Source organism: Ruegeria sp. CDSC021 (assembly GCF_059610845.1).
Genome location: NZ_JBXWOK010000008.1, coordinates 164,628 through 180,905, shown reverse-complemented (window position 1 = coordinate 180,905; position 16,278 = coordinate 164,628). Strand labels below are relative to the sequence as shown.

The following is a 16,278-nucleotide window of genomic DNA, read 5'->3' as shown; positions in this document are numbered from 1 at the left end:
AAGCGGCCGCCCCAGCAAAGGGCTACCTAAACAATGCGGCATCAAAATACGCTCCCGATACTCAAACTTGGTGCTGTAAACAGGCTTGGCGGTTCAAAACCCACCGGTGCTGAAAACCAATGCTCGTTGAATTTTCTTGCAGAACCAACAGTACGGTGTTGAGATTGCTTTTGTCATTGGGAGGCTGGTCGGATGTTGATCTGGCCAACGCAATTAGATCAACTAGCGACTTAGAGCGACGGCCACTAACGACGAATTGACGAGTATCGCGCTGAAAATTTCGGCACGACACATAGGGGAGGAAAGAAATTGAAAAATCTGACGACGACGCTGGCGGGATCGCTGATAGCATTTGCGGCTTCGCTAACTGCGGCCCAAGCTGAAAAGCTGACGTTTTACTGCTCGGCACAGGAAGATTGGTGTCAACTCATGGCGCGCAGTTTCGAGGATGCCACCGGTATAGACGTCAATATGACCCGCAAGTCCTCGGGCGAGACGTTTGCACAAATTCGCGCGGAAAGTTCTAACCCTAAAGGCGATGTATGGTGGGGCGGTACCGGTGATCCCCATTTGCAAGCGGCCGAAGAAGGCCTGACGATGGAATACGTGTCGCCGATGCGTGACCAGCTTCACGACTGGGCGATCTCGCAGGCTGAAAGTGCAGGAAACAAGACCATCGGAATTTATTCAGGCGCACTCGGCTACGGCTATAACTCCGACCTCTTGGCCTCGAACAGCTTGCCCGAGCCCGCATGTTGGAAAGACTTGCTGAAGCCCGAATATAAAGGGCACGTGCAAATGGCGAACCCGAATTCCTCGGGCACCGCTTATACGACGCTTGCCTCGATGGTTCAGATATTTGGCGAAGACGACGGCTTTGAGTTCATGAAGGGCCTGCACTCGAACATCAACCAATACACCAAGTCGGGTTCGGCCCCAATCAAGGCCGCCGGCCGGGGTGAGAACACCATCGGCATCGTCTTTATGCATGATGCGGTCAAGCAGGCCGTATCAGGTTTTCCGGTCAAGGTCGTGGCCCCATGCGAAGGCACAGGCTATGAGATCGGTTCGATGTCGATCATTGACGGCGCTCGAAATGAAGAAGAAGCCAAAAAGTTCTATGACTGGGCGCTCAGCCCCGAGGCCCAGAACCTTGCGCTTGAGGTTAACGCCTTCCAGGTTCCGTCCAACAAAAATGCGGAAACCTCTGAAAGCGCACCTGACATGAGCCAGATCAAGCTTATTGACTATGACTTCAAAAAGTACGGCTCGTCTGACGAACGCAAGCGTCTCTTGCAGAAATGGGACGAAGAGGTCTCAGTACTGCCACAGTAAGTGACTGACACCACACCAAAAACGAACCACCCGGTTCTGATCTTCTGGATTGTTGCCGGGTGGGTTGGTTTCTGTCTGCTGCCATGGTTCATGGTGGAGGATGGCATTTGGTCATTCGTATGGCTGGTCGATGGATATCCGTTCGATGAAGATTATGCGCCCGCTGCTTTCCTGATCGGACAGGGCGAAAAGCTGTGGCTTACGCCGCTTTTGGTCCCGCTTACCTTGCCTTTGTTGATACTCGGCAAGCCAAAGTCCGATCCACAATATGCACGTATCCTGATTTTGGCTGGTGCCTTGGGTTTTGGCTGGCTGATTGCGCAAGGGTTCTCAATTGGCCTTCGCGGGTTCAATTTCGAATGGATGAAGGTGCTGTTCGGAGAACCGAAGATCCGCCAGTTCGGCATGGGATACGGCGCGATGATCTGCGCCACAGCGTTTCTGTTCCTTTTAACTCAGGGTATTGCAGCGCGCGGCGCTATCAACGGCGACGTTTTCGTCGTTAGCGCTATTGGTGGCGTAATCACCATTGTTACAATTTTCGTTTTCTTTCCAATTGCGAAGATGTTGTTTGCCGCCTTCGTTACCGAAGATGGTGTCTATTCAGTTTCGGTTTTTGCCTCGAAGTTCTTTGATGACCGACTTTGGGGCTTGGGCTGTTTTGCCGGTGCCAAATGCGGCGCCGCGTGGAACTCTCTGTTTCTTGCAGTTCTTGTGGGCTTCATCACGACGGCACTTGGACTATGTTTTGCACTTGTCGTCACACGGTCAGGTTTTCGTTTTAAACGCGGGGTGCGCGCGCTGACAGTTTTGCCGATTATCACACCGCCCTTCGTGATTGGTCTTGCACTGATCCTGCTGTTTGGGCTTTCCGGTTCGGTCACCAAATTTGTTGCTGAGATCTTTGGTGTGCAGCCTACGCGCTGGCTTTATGGTATGCCCGGGGTGCTGATCGCTCAGACTCTGGCATTTACGCCGATCGCCTTTCTGGTTTTGATCGGGGTGGTCGAAGGGGTGTCACCTTCGATGGAAGAGGCCGCCCAAACCCTTCGAGCCAATCGTTGGCAAACATTCAAAACCGTGTCCCTGCCTCTGATGCGTCCCGGCCTGGCCAATGCCTTCCTGCTTGGGTTCATCGAATCCATGGCCGATTTTGGCAACCCACTTGTCTTGGGCGGAAACTTCGATGTGCTTTCGACTGAGATATTTTTTGCCATCGTCGGTGCGCAATACGATCAGGGCCGGGCTGCTGTTCTGGCCATGGTGCTGCTGTTCTTCACACTTTCCGCCTTCTATGCGCAGCGCGCGTGGCTGGGGAAAAAGAGTTATACCACAGTTTCCGGCAAGGGCGACGCGGGTGTGCACCCCTTGATGCCGCGCGGCCTTGCCATACCGGTTCTGGGCATTGCAATTGCCTGGGCGGTTTTCACTGCCGTGGTTTACGGGATGATCATCTATGGAAGTATCGTCGAACTGTGGGGCGTTGATAACTCGCTGACGTTCAAGCACTACGTCACAGCCTTTTCGGTTCGCTTCGAAGAAGAAGGTATTCGCTGGACCGGAGCCGCCTGGGATAGCTTCTGGACCACAATCACCATTGCTGCCATTGCCGCACCGTTGACGGCCGCCGTAGGGTTGGTCACTGCCTATCTGCTGACACGGCAAAGTTTTGCGGGAAAGAATGCGTTTGAGTTTGGTACGATGCTCTCTTTCGCCATTCCCGGCACGGTTATTGGCGTAAGCTATATCCTGGCATTCAACGTGCCCCCGATCGAGATCACTGGCACAGGCGTTATCCTTGTCGTCAGCTTTATCTTCCGCAATATGCCGGTTGGGGTTCGCGCGGGTATTGCGTCTATGTCACAATTAGACAAGTCGCTTGACGAGTCTTCGCTGACGCTCGGTGCAAATTCCTGGCAGACTTTCAGGCGGGTAATTCTTCCTCTTTTACGGCCCGCTATCCTAGCTGCGCTGGTTTACAGTTTTGTCCGGGCCATGACGGCGATTTCGGCGGTGATATTCCTTGTTTCAGCAGAGTATGACATGGCTACCAGCTACATTATCGGTCGGGTCGAAAACAACGATTACGGTCTTGCAATCGCATATTCCACAACGCTGATCTTCGTGATGTTGGCGGCAGTCGGGATGTTACAAATCCTCGTGGGCCGTGTTCAGATCGGGCGACGTACACAACTCGGGACAGAGAAAACGACATGACCGAAACGACTATAGCAAGTAAAGCCGCGCCTGTTCGTTTCGAGGGGGTTTCGAAAGTGTTCGGCAGGGATGTGGTGGCTGTCGACAGCATCGATCTACACGTCCAGGCCGGCAAGTTGGTGACGCTTTTGGGCCCTTCTGGTTGTGGCAAAACGACGACGTTGCGCATGATCGCAGGTCTGGAAATGGCGACCTCGGGCCGAATTCTGATCGGCGACCGAGACGTGACCAAATTACCCGCTACCGACCGTGACGTGTCGATGGTATTCCAATCCTACGCGCTTTTTCCTCATATGAGCGTGCTGGAAAACGTCATGTATGGGTTGACCTTTTCCGGCTTCGACAAGCGCGAGTCCCGATCGCGCGCGCTGCATGGGTTAGACTTGGTTGGCCTGAAGGGCTTCGACAACCGTTTGCCAAGTGAACTCTCCGGAGGGCAGCAACAGCGCGTTGCCGTCGCTCGTGCGTTGGTTTTGGAACCGCAGGTTTTGCTCTTTGACGAACCTCTCTCAAACCTCGATGCAAAACTGCGCCGCCAGGTGCGCGAAGATATCCGCGCCATTCAGCAAGATCTCGGTTTGACCGTCGTCTATGTGACTCACGATCAGGAAGAAGCCCTTGCCGTTTCAGATGAGATTGTCGTCATGCGCAACGCTGCCATCGCACAGATCGGCACGCCGCGTAAACTCTATGATGCGCCGGTTGACCGGTTTGTGGCCGATTTCATTGGTGAGGCTAACCTGATCAGCTGCACTATTTATTCCGTCAAAGGCGATTTAGCCACGATCGAAATCGAGGGCTATCAACACACACTCCCCTCTCGTGGCCTAACGCCTGGTCCCGCAACACTGGCCGTGCGCCCGTCACGGATATTGATTGGATCTGATATCGGCATCCCGGCCAAAGTTGCCAAAGCGACCTATGTTGGCGTGCGGATGGAGTACACTCTGGCCGGTGCCTTCGGGCAGGTATTTGCTGTGCAGGACGACGTGGACGAGCCACTGGAAATCGGCTCGGAAGTCAAAATGTCTTTTGCCGAACGTGGCCCCGTTCTGTTGCCGGAAGGGTGACGTGGGTAAACTTTTAGTCGTCTCTCACCCGGAGGTCGTCCTTGAGCCAGAGAAACCAGTCACCGAATAGGGTTTGAGTGAAATTGGCCGCGCCCGAGCCGACACATTTTCACAAAGTAAGACCATGTCTAGCGTGACAGATATCTGGTCCAGTACCGAGCGAAAAGCGTCCGATACAGACGCTATCCTTGCAAAGCCTTTGGGGCTGGTCGCGAATTCCGAGCCTGGATTGAGTGAGAACGACCGAAACACTACCGGGTTCCTTCCTCCCTCGATATTCAAGGTCCGCCGCTGACACCTTTTTCAAGGCACCTATGTCCAGCTTCTGCAGTTGGGAAACAGCCCATGCCGCGCAACTGCGTATCGTTCGAACAGTCCTGTCAATCGTCATAAACCAAGACGGAAAAGACTTGGCCATTGTAACCCAAGGCGCGGTCGGAACACTGCTTTGGTGCCATCTTGCAGGGCAGAAAATCGATCGTCGGATTGTTCAACCTGGTCTGGGCCACTTCTGGCGTGCGGATATTAAAACTCTTCAACCTGAATTCGGGTCGAGCCCGATTGCCTGAAGGACGTCATTCGTTCCAAGCGTCGTCGCAGATCATTTTCAAGGTCCCGAACACGGCCGGTGTGCCAGCGATTACGCGACCACCGTCCCGGATCATCCCGTCGGCGTCTTGATCCTCGATCTCGCCACCTGCTTCGGCAATCATCAACTGACCGGCGAGGCAATCCCAGGCGTTCATGTGCTCTTCAGTGTACCCCAATAGACGTCCCGCCGCGACATAGGCCAGCGAAAGCGCACCGCTTGCATTGCGATGATAGAGAGCGCCACGTTCGATAAGGGCCGCAATCACCGGTATGACTTTTGATGCCTCGACCCGGTTCGAATAACCTATTGAGACGGTTCCACTTGCCAGCTCCACGCTTGAGGCAACCTGCATGGCGTGTCCATTCAAAGTGGCACCTTCGCCTCGGACCGCCACGTAAGTTTCACCAACGTTTGGCTCGAAAATCACACCGACCTGCGTCTGACTGTCCGAAACGCACGCTAAGACAATCGTCCAGGCCGGAATGCCATTGACGAAGTTCGTTGTCCCATCAATCGGATCGATCACCCAGTCAAAACCGCTGGAGCCAGCTTTTTCCGCGTGTTCTTCGCCATAAATCCCATCATCGGGAAAAGAGTTCACAATCTTTTGGCGAATGAAGGTCTCGACGTTGCGATCCGCCTCGCTGACCCAGTCTTGCGCGCCTTTTTGATCAATGACCAAGGTATCTCTGGAAGCAAAATACTCTAGTGCAAGCGCGCCTGCCTCTTCTGCTACCGCAACGGCGAAGTTTCTTCGTGCAATGATGTTATGCATAGGTCGGCTCACTTCCTGCTAAATGCAAAACCATCCCTAGTGGATGGGGTGTCAGAACACAAAACAGTGTTTGCCAGACAGAAATCCACTTTCTTCGAGTCGCCCGAGTTTCTGTCGAAAGAATATGCCAATCAAAGCACTCATTCACTTCCGTGCAGTGAAGTCGCCTATTGCTCGTGACCATTGCCGGATTTTGAGAACGCTGCATCGCAGCACTTGAAGTTGCGATGACGGTCCGCTTCGGGCTGCCTGCGAGAGCGGCCCAGAGATATTATATTTCAATGGCTTCGGAGATAGCCAAGGCATCTTCAAGTTCAACACCAAGATACGTGACCGTGCTGTCCATCTTTGTGTGCCCCAACAGAAGCTGGAAGGCGCGAAGCCCAAATTCCATATCCTGCGACCTGCATCATAGTCCGCTTTCGTTCAGTCGATCCAATGAGCCAAATCACATAATCACAATTGTTCCCTTCATATGTGGATGAAACGCACAGAAATATTTTGTTTCCATACCTTTGGTAACCTCAACTTTGGCGCTGACACCGTTTACCATCTCCCCAGTGTCCCACCCGAAGTCATCGGCTGTCGCGGTATGTGGCGCCAGATCCTCATTCGTCCATAGAATGGTGTCACCAACAGACACGTTCAGAAGCTTTGGCGTGAATGCGAATGCCTTGATCCTGACTTCATGGATTACGGGTTCTGCGGCTCGGGCCCGCGTTCGGGTTAAAGCGAGAGCGGCCGCCGATGCGACCGCTCCAACCATCACGCAACGGCGTGACTGAGTTTTTCCCATCACTGAAGCGCCTCGACCATCATTTCGGCGTGACCTTCATGGGCTTTAAAGATTTCAAGACCCTGCTCGAACAGGGCCTTCACCTCGGCATTGTCGATATTGGGGATCATTGTGTTCTCCACCAGATCATTCACCGCCTGATGATAGGCCAATTCATTGGCTGCATAAGCGGCATCAAACTCTGCGCCACGCAGCTTGACGAAGCCATCGATGATCTCTTCGGCATTGGCATTCAGCGTCTGGCTGAACGCGTTGTCCTGCGCTGACGCGCCCAGTTTGTCGAGCAAGCCCAAGGCCGCTTCGTTCACGGCAGTATGGTCGCGGATCATTGTGTTTGCGAATTCATGGATGCCGGGGTTCGACGACAAAGCCAGCGCCAGATAGGCATACCGAATGTCGATGTTGTCGGCCGTATAGGCAATGTGAGCGTATTCGAGATCGCTCATCTCGGCGACGTCTTGCGCAGAGGCTTGAGCGCCAGTCATGGCAAGTGCCACAGCAAATGGGGAAATCAGTTTCTTCATTTTGGAGACTCCACTGAGTGTTACGATGGCAATAGGAGTAATCCGACCCGGGAAGTGAGATACATGCGGGAACGTTCGATTTTCTGTGCAGATCGTTCAAGATACTGTACAAAAACGCCAAATACTGCCATGAAAATGCATGCTTGATTTGCTTAGCGATATCCTTACGAAACTGTCTGTTCAAGGCGCGCTCTATTTTCGAACTTCGTTGACCACCCCTTGGGGGATTGAAGTTCCCAAGTTCAATAACGTCGCCCGATTTCATTTTGCTCATAGGGGCAATTGCCTGATCGAAGTTGAAGGATATGAAAAAGTGGTGGCGCTGGAGCAGGGCGATCTGTTGATTGTTCCGCATGGCGCGTCACACAAGTTGTACTGCGCGGCTGAAACAAGAGATGCAGTTTTGCCGCTGGACACGGTAATCGAGCGGTCGGGATACACTGGAACTGGGGTTCTGGTTTACGGCGGCGACGGCGATGAACGTGACACGCAACTTATCTGCGGCCATTTTTCATTCGACCCTCATGCAAAACACATACTGTTGGAACGCCTTCCACCGATCATTCACCTAAGGAATTACGGGGAATCCGCTGGAAAATGGATGGAGGCGACACTGCGCATGATCGGAGATGAGGCCGGGGGTCTTCGCCTCGGTGGCGATCTCATTGCTTTGAAGATGTCAGAAGCCATTCTTGCGCAGGCAATACGTTCGTTTGTGGAAAGTGACGAATCCTCGAGGTGGGGCTTGAACGGATTCTCTGATCACCATCTGGCTCGGGCTCTTGACGCGTTTCACAAGGATCCAAGCGCATCCTGGACGATAGAAACAATGGCGCGCATTGCAGGCATGTCACGAACAAACTTTGCGGTTCAGTTTCAGAAAAAGATGGCGATGTCGCCAATGCAATACGTAACAGCTTGGCGGCTGGAGATCGCGAAACGCTGTCTTACTGACCCATCAAGTTCTGTTTCGGATGCGGCAGAACGCGCTGGATACGCATCGGATTCTGCTTTTGCACGCGTTTTCAAGAGGGAAATTGGCCTCTCACCTGCCGGCTTCCGTCGGCAGATCACATTATCATCGGCGCAATAAACCGGACGGGATCTGTTGCGAAGTTTTAACTTGCCACAGTGATATCTTTGTACCGGCGGACTAAGCCGCCAGCTCCGTAAATTGCCGAAACGGACAGACACCGGGCGTGATTTGCCCTTTGCGGATTATGTGCACCACTTCTATTCCGTCGAGCGTTTTGCCGTGGTTGTCGACGGCTGGGTAAAGATAGACCCACGCGCCTTTCCCCTTGATGTTGATCACACCATTCACGTTATAATAGGTATTGACAATGCCTATTATAGCACACAGATAGTGAGGCGTATCGTTAAGGTAGATCCGATGACTCGTACCATGCCAATTCGGCCACATATGTTTGACATCACAGCGGATGAAATCGCGACTTTGGTCAACCGGTTCTATGCGCGCATCAGAGTGCATCCTGATCTGGGGCCGGTATTTGACAGGGCAATCGAAGATTGGCCGGAACACGAAGAAAAGATCGCAGCCTTTTGGCGCGGCGCCATTCTACGAGAGACAGGCTATTCGGGTAACCCTATGCAGGTTCACCTGGCGAACTCTGAAATCCTGCCAGAACATTTTCGCCTGTGGCTCGACCTGTTCGAAGACACCGCAAAAAAAGCCCTTAAACCTGCAACCGCCGAAGCGTTCTCACATTTGGCCAGGAGGATCGGTAAGGGCTTGTCATTCGGAATTGAGAACTTTCGTCGAGAGGCTGACGCTCCGCCGGTGTTGTCATGACGGTCTCTGTCTATACCAAAGCTCAGGTCATCTCTGATCCTCCCGCACGCGTTGTCAAACGTTGGCTGCAGGCGGGCTGGGGCGACGTGAAACGCAACCTGGGATATTCCTTGCTTTACGGTGGTTCACTCGTAGTTCTGGGGTGGATTTGCGTTGCGGCCCTGATGCTCAACGATCTTGGTTGGGTTTTGTTGCCTTTGCTAGCTGGCGGCGTTTTGGTCGGACCACTTGCAACGATTGGTCTTTATTCCGTAGCAAGCGGTAAAACAGGGCTCAGAGCGGCCACGGGTCAGATTACTTTGGTGGGCGTCATACTGATGGTTTTTGCCCTAATCTGGATTCGCGCGGCCACAGTTATGTTCGCCATAGTCTACGGGCTGCGCCCATTCTCAAGCTTCGCAGATACGCTGCTTTTGCTGATTACTACGCCATCAGGATGGGCGCTGTTGATCGCAGGATCATTCGTTGGCGGGCTGTTTGCGGCATTAGGGTTTGCGGTGTCAGCGTTTTCATTGCCAATGCTGATCGACCGCAAGATCGATGGCTACTCGGCCATGGGGCTCAGCTTCAACGCCACCACTCACAACTTCAAGCTTTGCTTGTGCTGGGGAGCCATCATCACTCTTTTGACTTTGGTTGGAATACTATCCGGGCTACTGGGTTTGGTCGTGGTGTTCCCATTGCTCGGGTACGCGACCTGGCATGCTTATGCCGAGCTTTTTCATGGAGATGCATAAATGACCGAAGCGCTTCCAAAAGGCGTGGTGCACTATGCGACCTCGCGGTTCACGAATGAGACATTGCCAGAAAAGCTGCGCAAAGATCACAGCACCAAAGCGGGTGTCTGGGGTCAATTGGCTGTGCAACATGGGCAGCTTCTACTGTGCCGGGATGACAAGGATGACCTAGTTCTGGGCGTTGGGGATACTGCTGTGTTCGCACCACAGGAAACTCATTCGGTGAATCCGATTGGCGAAGTCGAGTTTGAAGTACGCTTCCACCGGCAGGAGGCGCCCGATGCTGCGTGAGAGTTTTCTTGAGGATGCTGCCGTCCTGTGTGCCCTTGCTTTGATCTTTGTCGGTGGCATAGCCATACTTGGTTGGGGGGTTCCTACCGCCTACGTGCTGCACGGTTGGTTGATCGCAATAGCCGCTGGTTGGGGGTTGATGTGGATGATCAACCGTTTGAGCGAGGCTCCAAAGGATATCCCTTTAGAATACAATGACAAGGTCATTCGGTTTGGTGTCATCGCCGCGCTGATTTGGGCAATCATAGGGTTCACGGTTGGCGATATCCTCGCCTGGCAGTTGGCGTTTCCAGCACTGAACGGTGATATGTTCTGGTCGAACTTCGGCCGGTTGCGCCCGGTTCATACATCTGCCGTGATTTTTGGTTTTGGCGGCAACGCGTTAATCGCGACATCGTTTTATGTGGTCCAACGTACCTCGCGCGCCAGATTGGCCAGTGAATCGCTGCCCTGGATGGTGTTCTGGGGGTACAATCTGTTCATGGTCCTTGCGGCGACCGGCTACCCCTTGGGGATCACCCAATCCAAGGAATATGCCGAACCGGAATGGTATATGGATCTGGTTTTGCTGATCGTCTGGGTTGGTTATCTTGGTCTGTACCTAAAGACGCTCTCTCGCCGAGCCGAACCGCATATCTATGTGGCTAACTGGTACTACCTGGCCTTCATCGTCGTCATCGCGATGCTGCATACGGTGAACAACCTCTCGGTTCCGGTTTCCATCGCCTATCCCAAAAGCTACTCGCTGTTTTCCGGCACACAGGATGCAATGACGCAATGGTGGTATGGGCACAATGCTGTTGGCTTCCTGCTGACCGCCGGGTTCCTAGGGATGCTGTATTACTTCTTGCCCAAAGCTGTGAACCGGCCGATCTACTCTTACCGAATGTCAATTGTTGGCTTCTGGGGGATCACCTTCCTGTATCTCTGGGCTGGTTCACATCACCTTCACTACACGGCACTACCGGACTGGGTTCAGTACCTTGGCATGACCATGTCGATCATCCTGCTGGTCCCCAGCTGGGCCTCTGTGTTCAACGGCATCCTTACGATCAACGGGGCTTGGGATAAGGTCCGGACGGATCCGGCGGTCCGGTTTATGATGGTCGCGATTCTGTTCTACGGACTGTCGACATTCGAAGGGTCGTTCATGGCAATCCGTCCGGTCAATTCGCTGAGCCACTACACGGATTGGACCGTCGGCCATGTACATGCGGGGGCGTTGGGCTGGGTCGCCTTCATCACCTTTGGTGCCATGTATAAAATGGTGCCCTGGATTTGGAAACGAGATGGCGTGTATTCATTGCGGCTGGAGGCATGGCACTTCTGGCTCGCCCTGAGCGGGACGCTGATTTACGTCGGCGCTATGTGGAACAGTGGCATCACACAATCGCTGATGTGGCAGACCTATGATGCGGATGGTGCGTTTCTTTATTCCTTCCTCGACAGTGTGATCGCAATGCATCCTTACTATGTCGCCCGTGCGATCGGGGGGCTGCTGTATCTGATCGGAGCGTGCATCGGTGCATACAACATCTACATGACGGTCAGTGGGCCGCGGCAAACCGAGACCAGGCAATCCGGACCTTTGGTCCAGCCGGCGGAGTAGCAGCCCATGAGTACACAACACCAAAAGCTCGAACGCCACTCACTTGGCTTTGCCATGGCCATCCTGCTGGTTGCATCAATCGGTGGCATTGTTGAAATCGCCCCTTTGTTCACCATCGAAAACACGGTGGAAGAAGTCGACGGCATGCGGCCCTACACTCCGCTGGAACTGGCCGGGCGCGATATCTATGTGCGCGAGGGCTGCTATGCCTGCCACAGTCAAATGATCCGCACCCTACGGTCGGATATCGAACGCTATGGGCACTACAGCCTGGCCGCCGAAAGCATATATGACCATCCGTTCCAATGGGGCTCGAAACGTACAGGGCCGGACTTGGCGCGAGTTGGCGGTAAATACTCTGACGCATGGCATGTGGCGCATCTGGAAGCGCCGCGAGAGCTGGTGGAAAGCTCGATCATGCCTGGTTATGCGTTTTTGTCTAACGCGCGGCTGGAAACAGGCCACCTGCCTGCCTCTTTAAGAGCCCTTAGCCGCGCCGGGGTGCCTTACACAGATGCTCAGATCGAAAATGCGGAAAAGGATGCTGCATGGCAAGCAGATGCCGAGCAATATTATGAAGGTGAACTGCAAGAAAGTTACGGTGAAAACGTTCAGGTCAGGGATTACGACGGGCACCCGAGTGAGTTGACGGAAATGGATGCCCTTGTGGCCTATCTGCAGGTTCTTGGCACATTGGCCGATCTGGATTCGGTAGATCACGAGGAGATTAATCGATGACACATGATACCGTTCTTGTCTTCTCCAAGACCTGGGGTGCAATCTACCTGCTGGTCGTCTTCCTTGCCGCAGTTGTCTGGACCTACTGGCCCTCACGGCGAAAAGTCTACGATGACGCTGCGCAATCTCCGCTGGACCATCAGGAGGATCAGCCGTGGCGCTAAAGGAAAAGGATCCGGTTTCCGGTACTGATCTGACCGGCCACGAGTGGGACGGTATCAAAGAGTTGGACACACCTGTTCCCTGGGCAGCCCGATGGGCTTTGTGGATCAGTATCATCATCGCAGCACTGTTTTGGGTGTTCTACCCATCCTTCCCAGGTGCGCGCGACTATGCAAAAGGGCTGTTGGGGTATTCATCCCGATCAGAGGTTGTTGCAGAACTTCAGCAAGCGAATGCTGATCGTGAAATGACATTTGCGCCTTTTGCGTCACAGGATCTCGAAGAACTGGCCGCAGACCCAACACTGGAGGCAAGGTATAGCGCGTCGATTTCCAAGCTTTACGCTGACAATTGTGCCGCTTGTCACCGGAATGATCTGAAAGGGCAGCCTGGTTTTCCCAATCTGGTAGACGGACATTGGCTGTGGTCAGGCGCACCGGAAGAGGTTGAGGCGACCATACGCTATGGGATCAATGCGCAGCATGACGATACACGGATTGCACAGATGATGGCGTTTGGCGCAGACGGTATGATCGAAAAGCAGCAGGTTGAAGAGGTTACAGAATTTGTCTTGGCCCTCTCTGGAAAGCAGCATGATGCGACGGCGGCTGGCGCCGGTAGATTGATCTTCGAAGAAAACTGTGCGGCCTGTCATGGCGATGACGGGCGCGGGGGCTATGAAATCGGCGCGCCCGATCTGGGTGATGAACGCTGGATCTATGGAGGCGACCGGGATGAGATTTACCATAGCATTTATCACGGTCGGCAAGGTGTGATGCCTGCGTGGGAAGGACGTCTGAGCGACGCCCAGATTCGAATGCTCACGTTGTATCTACTGTGGAATGCAGAAGATGCACCAAGTTGAAGAAAATCCACGATTCCGAAGGGCAATGTATCTGATGATACTGGCCCTTCTGGTCGGCTACATCGGGTTCAAGGCATGGCACCTTTCCGTGGCTTTCGAGGCATGGGAAGGACAGGCGATTGTAAAGGCTGTGCCTGGCGCGGCCAAGTAACAATCAAATTATTATAGGACTACAGTTTGCGCATTAATCGCTTGATGCCAGCGCATGACTGACTTCCAACGCTCGGATCAGGTTTTTCATGCCACGGTTTCCTTCCAATACGTCCTGTAAAGTCTTGGTGTCCAAGGCAGCAAAAAACGCCTCCTGAGCTTCGTTCAGAATTGGCAACAATCCACAAGCGGGCGTCATTACGCAACAGCCGCCGTCTTCCTTCATGCATTCCACCAAAGGTGTGCCGCGTTCGGATTTTCGTAGTAGGCCGCCAATCGATATCGCATTGGGAGGTAGGGCCATACGCATGCCACCGTTGCGCCCACGCATGGATTCTACATAGCCCTCGTGTGTAAGCCACTGCGAGATCTTGGCTAGGTGATTAAAGGGCAAGTTTTGCATAGCCGCGATTTCACGCGTCGACATCAACCCTTCTTCGTGGGTGGCAAGATGGATCAGGATGCGCAGGGCATAGTCGGAGAACTTGGTAATTTGCATAGTTATTCTTCCCATAAAAAATAGGCTTTGAAAATGCCTATTTTATTGACATCTTTTTCTTACCTTTATAATAGGCATTTAGAATACCTAATATAGGGAATAGCTCATGCAGCCCGTTGTGTTATTGATCTCGCTGATCCTGATGGCAGTGCTGTCACTTGTCTTCTGGTTGGCCGTGCGGGCTTTTGATGGGCCGGAACCCGGACCCAAGGCCAACTCGAAACGTTCGGGCTTGATCTGGGCAATGACGATTGTCGGCGTAATTGTTGCGGTTGGCACATTGCGACCGTGGCCGCATGCCGTAGCCAGCACAGACGACGCCTTGACCGTCTCTATCACCAGCGGACAGTGGTGGTGGGATATCGACACCGTCGAGATCCCCGCTGGAATACCCATAAATTTTAGCGCCACGACCGAAGACGTTACCCACGGATTGGGCATTTACACCTCAGACCTTCGCCTTCTGACGCAGGTCCAGGTGATCCCGGGCTACACAACCGAAGTCACGTATACGTTCGATGATCCAGGCTCCTACCAAATCCTGTGCATGGAGTTCTGCGGAGTGGCACATCAGGACATGGTCAACGAATTCGAAGTCGTCACGGTGGAGGAATAAATGAGCGCTGTATCTGAACTTGTCGTGGAAAAATCAAACGCCACTGAACCCCAGGTCGGGGCAGTTAAGCTGACCATGATCCTTTCTGGCGCGGTCTTTGCCTTGATGATGGTCTTTGGCTTGATCATGCGCGCCGCGCAGGGTCAATGGATCGAAGTGGATCCGGCATTGTTCTATCAGCTCCTGACGGCCCATGGTGCCGGAATGGTCGGTACAGCGGCGCTGTCTGGCGCCGCGATCATGTGGTATTTTTGCGGACGTCACATTGTCCTGACAGCTGCAATTTTCTGGGCTTTCCTTGCCCTGTTCCTGTTGGGTGTTGTCCTGATCCTAGGCTCGATCTTTATTGGCGGATATGGAGGCGCATGGACATTCCTGTTTCCGTTGCCCGCGATGTCCGGCGGAGCGTGGGAAGCGGGTGCAGCTGCAACTTTTATGCTGGGTTATGTTTCAATTGGCATTGGTTTTCTGCTTTACTACCTCGAGCTTGGCCGACAGATCCATGCCCGCTATGGCAATCTTGTCCGGGCGCTAGGTTGGAATCTGATCCTCGGACGTGAGGACGACAATCCTCCACCACCAACCATCGTTGCAGCGGCGGCGGTGACCATATTCAATTCGATCGGGATCATCCTGGGCGCAGCGGTTTTGGTGGCAAGCCTTGTCCATCTGCTGGTACCGGGATTTGAAGTATATGCGCTGCTGGCCAAGAACCTGATCTATTTCTTTGGCCACGTTTTCATCAATGCCTCGATCTATATGGCGGTGACTGCGGTTTATGAAATCCTGCCGGAATACACCGGCAAGCCTTGGAAATCGAACCGACTGTTTGCGATAGCCTGGAATGCCGTACTGATATTCGTGATGGCTGTTTACTGGCACCATCTGCTGCAAGATGTTGTCATGCCACCTTGGATGCTGGTGATCGGGCAACTGGTTTCGTACTTCAGCGGCATTCCCCTTATCGCGGTCACGGCGTTTTCCACATTCCTCTACGTGCGCGGCTCAAAAATGACCTGGGATCTGACGTCCTCGCTGCTGGTTCTGTCCGTGGCAGGCTGGGCGGTTGGCTCAATCCCCGCGTCGATCGATGGAATGATCAGCGTGAACAAGGTGATGCACAACACTATGTGGGTCCCGGGGCATTTCCATACCTACCTGCTGCTGGGCGAGGTGGCGATGGCCTTTGGTTTCATGGCCTGGCTGGTACGTGGCAAAACGATCGCCCAGATGAGCGGGTTGGACCGTGTCGCCTTTGTGACCTACCTCGCGGGTGCCGCAGGGTTTGTGACAGTGTTTCTGTTCTCTGGCGCGGCTTCGATTCCCCGCCGTTGGGCGGTGCACTACGAAGAATGGCTGACCCATGACCGCATTGGCACTTTGTTCAGCGTGCTTGTTGTGTTGGGAACGTTGCTCTTTGTTCTGCGCTTTGTGCTGCGTCTTGGGCGGAGTGACAGCTGATGATGGTCCGCGCTCTTCCCATCTGCAA

At 53.7% G+C, this 16,278-nt stretch carries 18 protein-coding genes and 1 pseudogene; 14 read left to right on the top strand and 5 right to left on the bottom strand.

What is annotated here, in order from left to right:
* Positions 1-309: 309 nt before the first annotated feature.
* Genes AC2FGB_RS13895 through AC2FGB_RS13885 form a run of 3 tightly spaced genes read left to right on the top strand, consistent with a single transcriptional unit; the run spans position 310 to position 4,622 of the window.
* The gene (locus AC2FGB_RS13895) at positions 310-1,335 is read left to right on the top strand and encodes an ABC transporter substrate-binding protein (RefSeq protein ID WP_496690064.1); all 1,026 of its coding nucleotides are present in this window, start codon (positions 310-312) and stop codon (positions 1,333-1,335) included.
* The gene (locus AC2FGB_RS13890) at positions 1,336-3,552 is read left to right on the top strand and encodes an ABC transporter permease (protein WP_496694049.1); all 2,217 of its coding nucleotides are present in this window, start codon (positions 1,336-1,338) and stop codon (positions 3,550-3,552) included. It abuts the gene before it with no gap.
* Positions 3,549-4,622, top strand: coding sequence for an ABC transporter ATP-binding protein (locus tag AC2FGB_RS13885; protein ID WP_496690062.1), 1,074 nt, complete (start codon positions 3,549-3,551; stop codon positions 4,620-4,622). The genes AC2FGB_RS13890 and AC2FGB_RS13885 overlap by 4 nt, the downstream gene beginning before the upstream one ends.
* A 575-nt stretch (positions 4,623-5,197) precedes the next feature.
* On the opposite strand, the gene AC2FGB_RS13880 is transcribed toward AC2FGB_RS13885, so the two are convergent.
* The 4 genes and pseudogenes from AC2FGB_RS13880 to AC2FGB_RS13865 form a co-directional block, all read right to left on the bottom strand.
* Positions 5,198-5,989: an inositol monophosphatase family protein gene (locus tag AC2FGB_RS13880; RefSeq protein WP_496690061.1), complete on the bottom strand. Its 792-nt coding sequence runs from the start codon at positions 5,987-5,989 to the stop codon at positions 5,198-5,200.
* 271 nt (positions 5,990-6,260) lie between these two features.
* Positions 6,261-6,371 (bottom strand): annotated as a pseudogene (locus AC2FGB_RS13875) (integrase); the annotation flags it as partial.
* Between the two features lie 66 nt (positions 6,372-6,437).
* On the bottom strand, positions 6,438-6,785 hold the full coding sequence (locus AC2FGB_RS13870) for a cupredoxin domain-containing protein (RefSeq protein ID WP_496690060.1): 348 nt from the start codon (positions 6,783-6,785) through the stop codon (positions 6,438-6,440).
* Entirely contained in the window at positions 6,785-7,309 is a 525-nt protein-coding gene (locus AC2FGB_RS13865) for a DUF4142 domain-containing protein (protein ID WP_496694048.1), read from the bottom strand. Before AC2FGB_RS13865 ends, AC2FGB_RS13870 begins: the two co-directional genes overlap by 1 nt.
* 139 nt (positions 7,310-7,448) lie before the next feature.
* On the opposite strand from AC2FGB_RS13865, the gene AC2FGB_RS13860 reads away from it, so the two are divergent.
* The 9 genes from AC2FGB_RS13860 to AC2FGB_RS13820 all read left to right on the top strand — a co-directional run bounded on the left by AC2FGB_RS13860 (position 7,449) and on the right by AC2FGB_RS13820 (position 13,675).
* The gene (locus AC2FGB_RS13860; RefSeq protein WP_496694047.1) at positions 7,449-8,402 is read left to right on the top strand and encodes an AraC family transcriptional regulator; all 954 of its coding nucleotides are present in this window, start codon (positions 7,449-7,451) and stop codon (positions 8,400-8,402) included.
* Between the two features lie 81 nt (positions 8,403-8,483).
* Positions 8,484-9,122, top strand: a complete 639-nt coding sequence (locus AC2FGB_RS13855) for a group III truncated hemoglobin (RefSeq protein ID WP_496694046.1) — start codon at positions 8,484-8,486, stop codon at positions 9,120-9,122.
* The gene (locus AC2FGB_RS13850) at positions 9,119-9,859 is read left to right on the top strand and encodes a DUF2189 domain-containing protein (protein ID WP_496694045.1); all 741 of its coding nucleotides are present in this window, start codon (positions 9,119-9,121) and stop codon (positions 9,857-9,859) included. The genes AC2FGB_RS13855 and AC2FGB_RS13850 overlap by 4 nt, the downstream gene beginning before the upstream one ends.
* Positions 9,860-10,150, top strand: a complete 291-nt coding sequence (locus AC2FGB_RS13845) for a TehB-like domain-containing protein (RefSeq protein WP_496694044.1) — start codon at positions 9,860-9,862, stop codon at positions 10,148-10,150.
* Positions 10,140-11,759 carry a cytochrome-c oxidase, cbb3-type subunit I gene (ccoN, locus tag AC2FGB_RS13840; protein ID WP_496694043.1) on the top strand — a complete coding sequence of 540 codons (1,620 nt, stop codon included), beginning with the start codon at positions 10,140-10,142 and terminating at the stop codon, positions 11,757-11,759. Before AC2FGB_RS13845 ends, ccoN begins: the two co-directional genes overlap by 11 nt.
* A 6-nt stretch (positions 11,760-11,765) precedes the next feature.
* On the top strand, positions 11,766-12,497 hold the full coding sequence (ccoO, locus tag AC2FGB_RS13835) for a cytochrome-c oxidase, cbb3-type subunit II (protein ID WP_496694042.1): 732 nt from the start codon (positions 11,766-11,768) through the stop codon (positions 12,495-12,497).
* The gene (locus AC2FGB_RS13830) at positions 12,494-12,661 is read left to right on the top strand and encodes a cbb3-type cytochrome c oxidase subunit 3 (RefSeq protein WP_281973918.1); all 168 of its coding nucleotides are present in this window, start codon (positions 12,494-12,496) and stop codon (positions 12,659-12,661) included. Before ccoO ends, AC2FGB_RS13830 begins: the two co-directional genes overlap by 4 nt.
* On the top strand, positions 12,652-13,524 hold the full coding sequence (gene ccoP / locus AC2FGB_RS13825) for a cytochrome-c oxidase, cbb3-type subunit III (protein WP_496694041.1): 873 nt from the start codon (positions 12,652-12,654) through the stop codon (positions 13,522-13,524). The genes AC2FGB_RS13830 and ccoP overlap by 10 nt, the downstream gene beginning before the upstream one ends.
* A 25-nt stretch (positions 13,525-13,549) precedes the next feature.
* Positions 13,550-13,675, top strand: a complete 126-nt coding sequence (locus AC2FGB_RS13820; protein ID WP_496678063.1) for a hypothetical protein — start codon at positions 13,550-13,552, stop codon at positions 13,673-13,675.
* A 33-nt stretch (positions 13,676-13,708) separates the two neighbouring features.
* Here the strand turns inward: AC2FGB_RS13820 and AC2FGB_RS13815 are convergent, their stop codons facing one another.
* On the bottom strand, positions 13,709-14,188 hold the full coding sequence (locus AC2FGB_RS13815) for an RrF2 family transcriptional regulator (protein WP_496791781.1): 480 nt from the start codon (positions 14,186-14,188) through the stop codon (positions 13,709-13,711).
* Positions 14,189-14,279: 91 nt separating this feature from the next.
* Between AC2FGB_RS13815 and AC2FGB_RS13810 the strand changes: the two genes are divergently transcribed.
* Both AC2FGB_RS13810 and AC2FGB_RS13805 read left to right on the top strand, forming a co-directional pair.
* On the top strand, positions 14,280-14,789 hold the full coding sequence (locus tag AC2FGB_RS13810) for a cupredoxin domain-containing protein (RefSeq protein WP_496694040.1): 510 nt from the start codon (positions 14,280-14,282) through the stop codon (positions 14,787-14,789).
* Positions 14,790-16,250: a cbb3-type cytochrome c oxidase subunit I gene (locus tag AC2FGB_RS13805; protein ID WP_496694039.1), complete on the top strand. Its 1,461-nt coding sequence runs from the start codon at positions 14,790-14,792 to the stop codon at positions 16,248-16,250.
* Positions 16,251-16,278 lie beyond the last annotated feature (28 nt).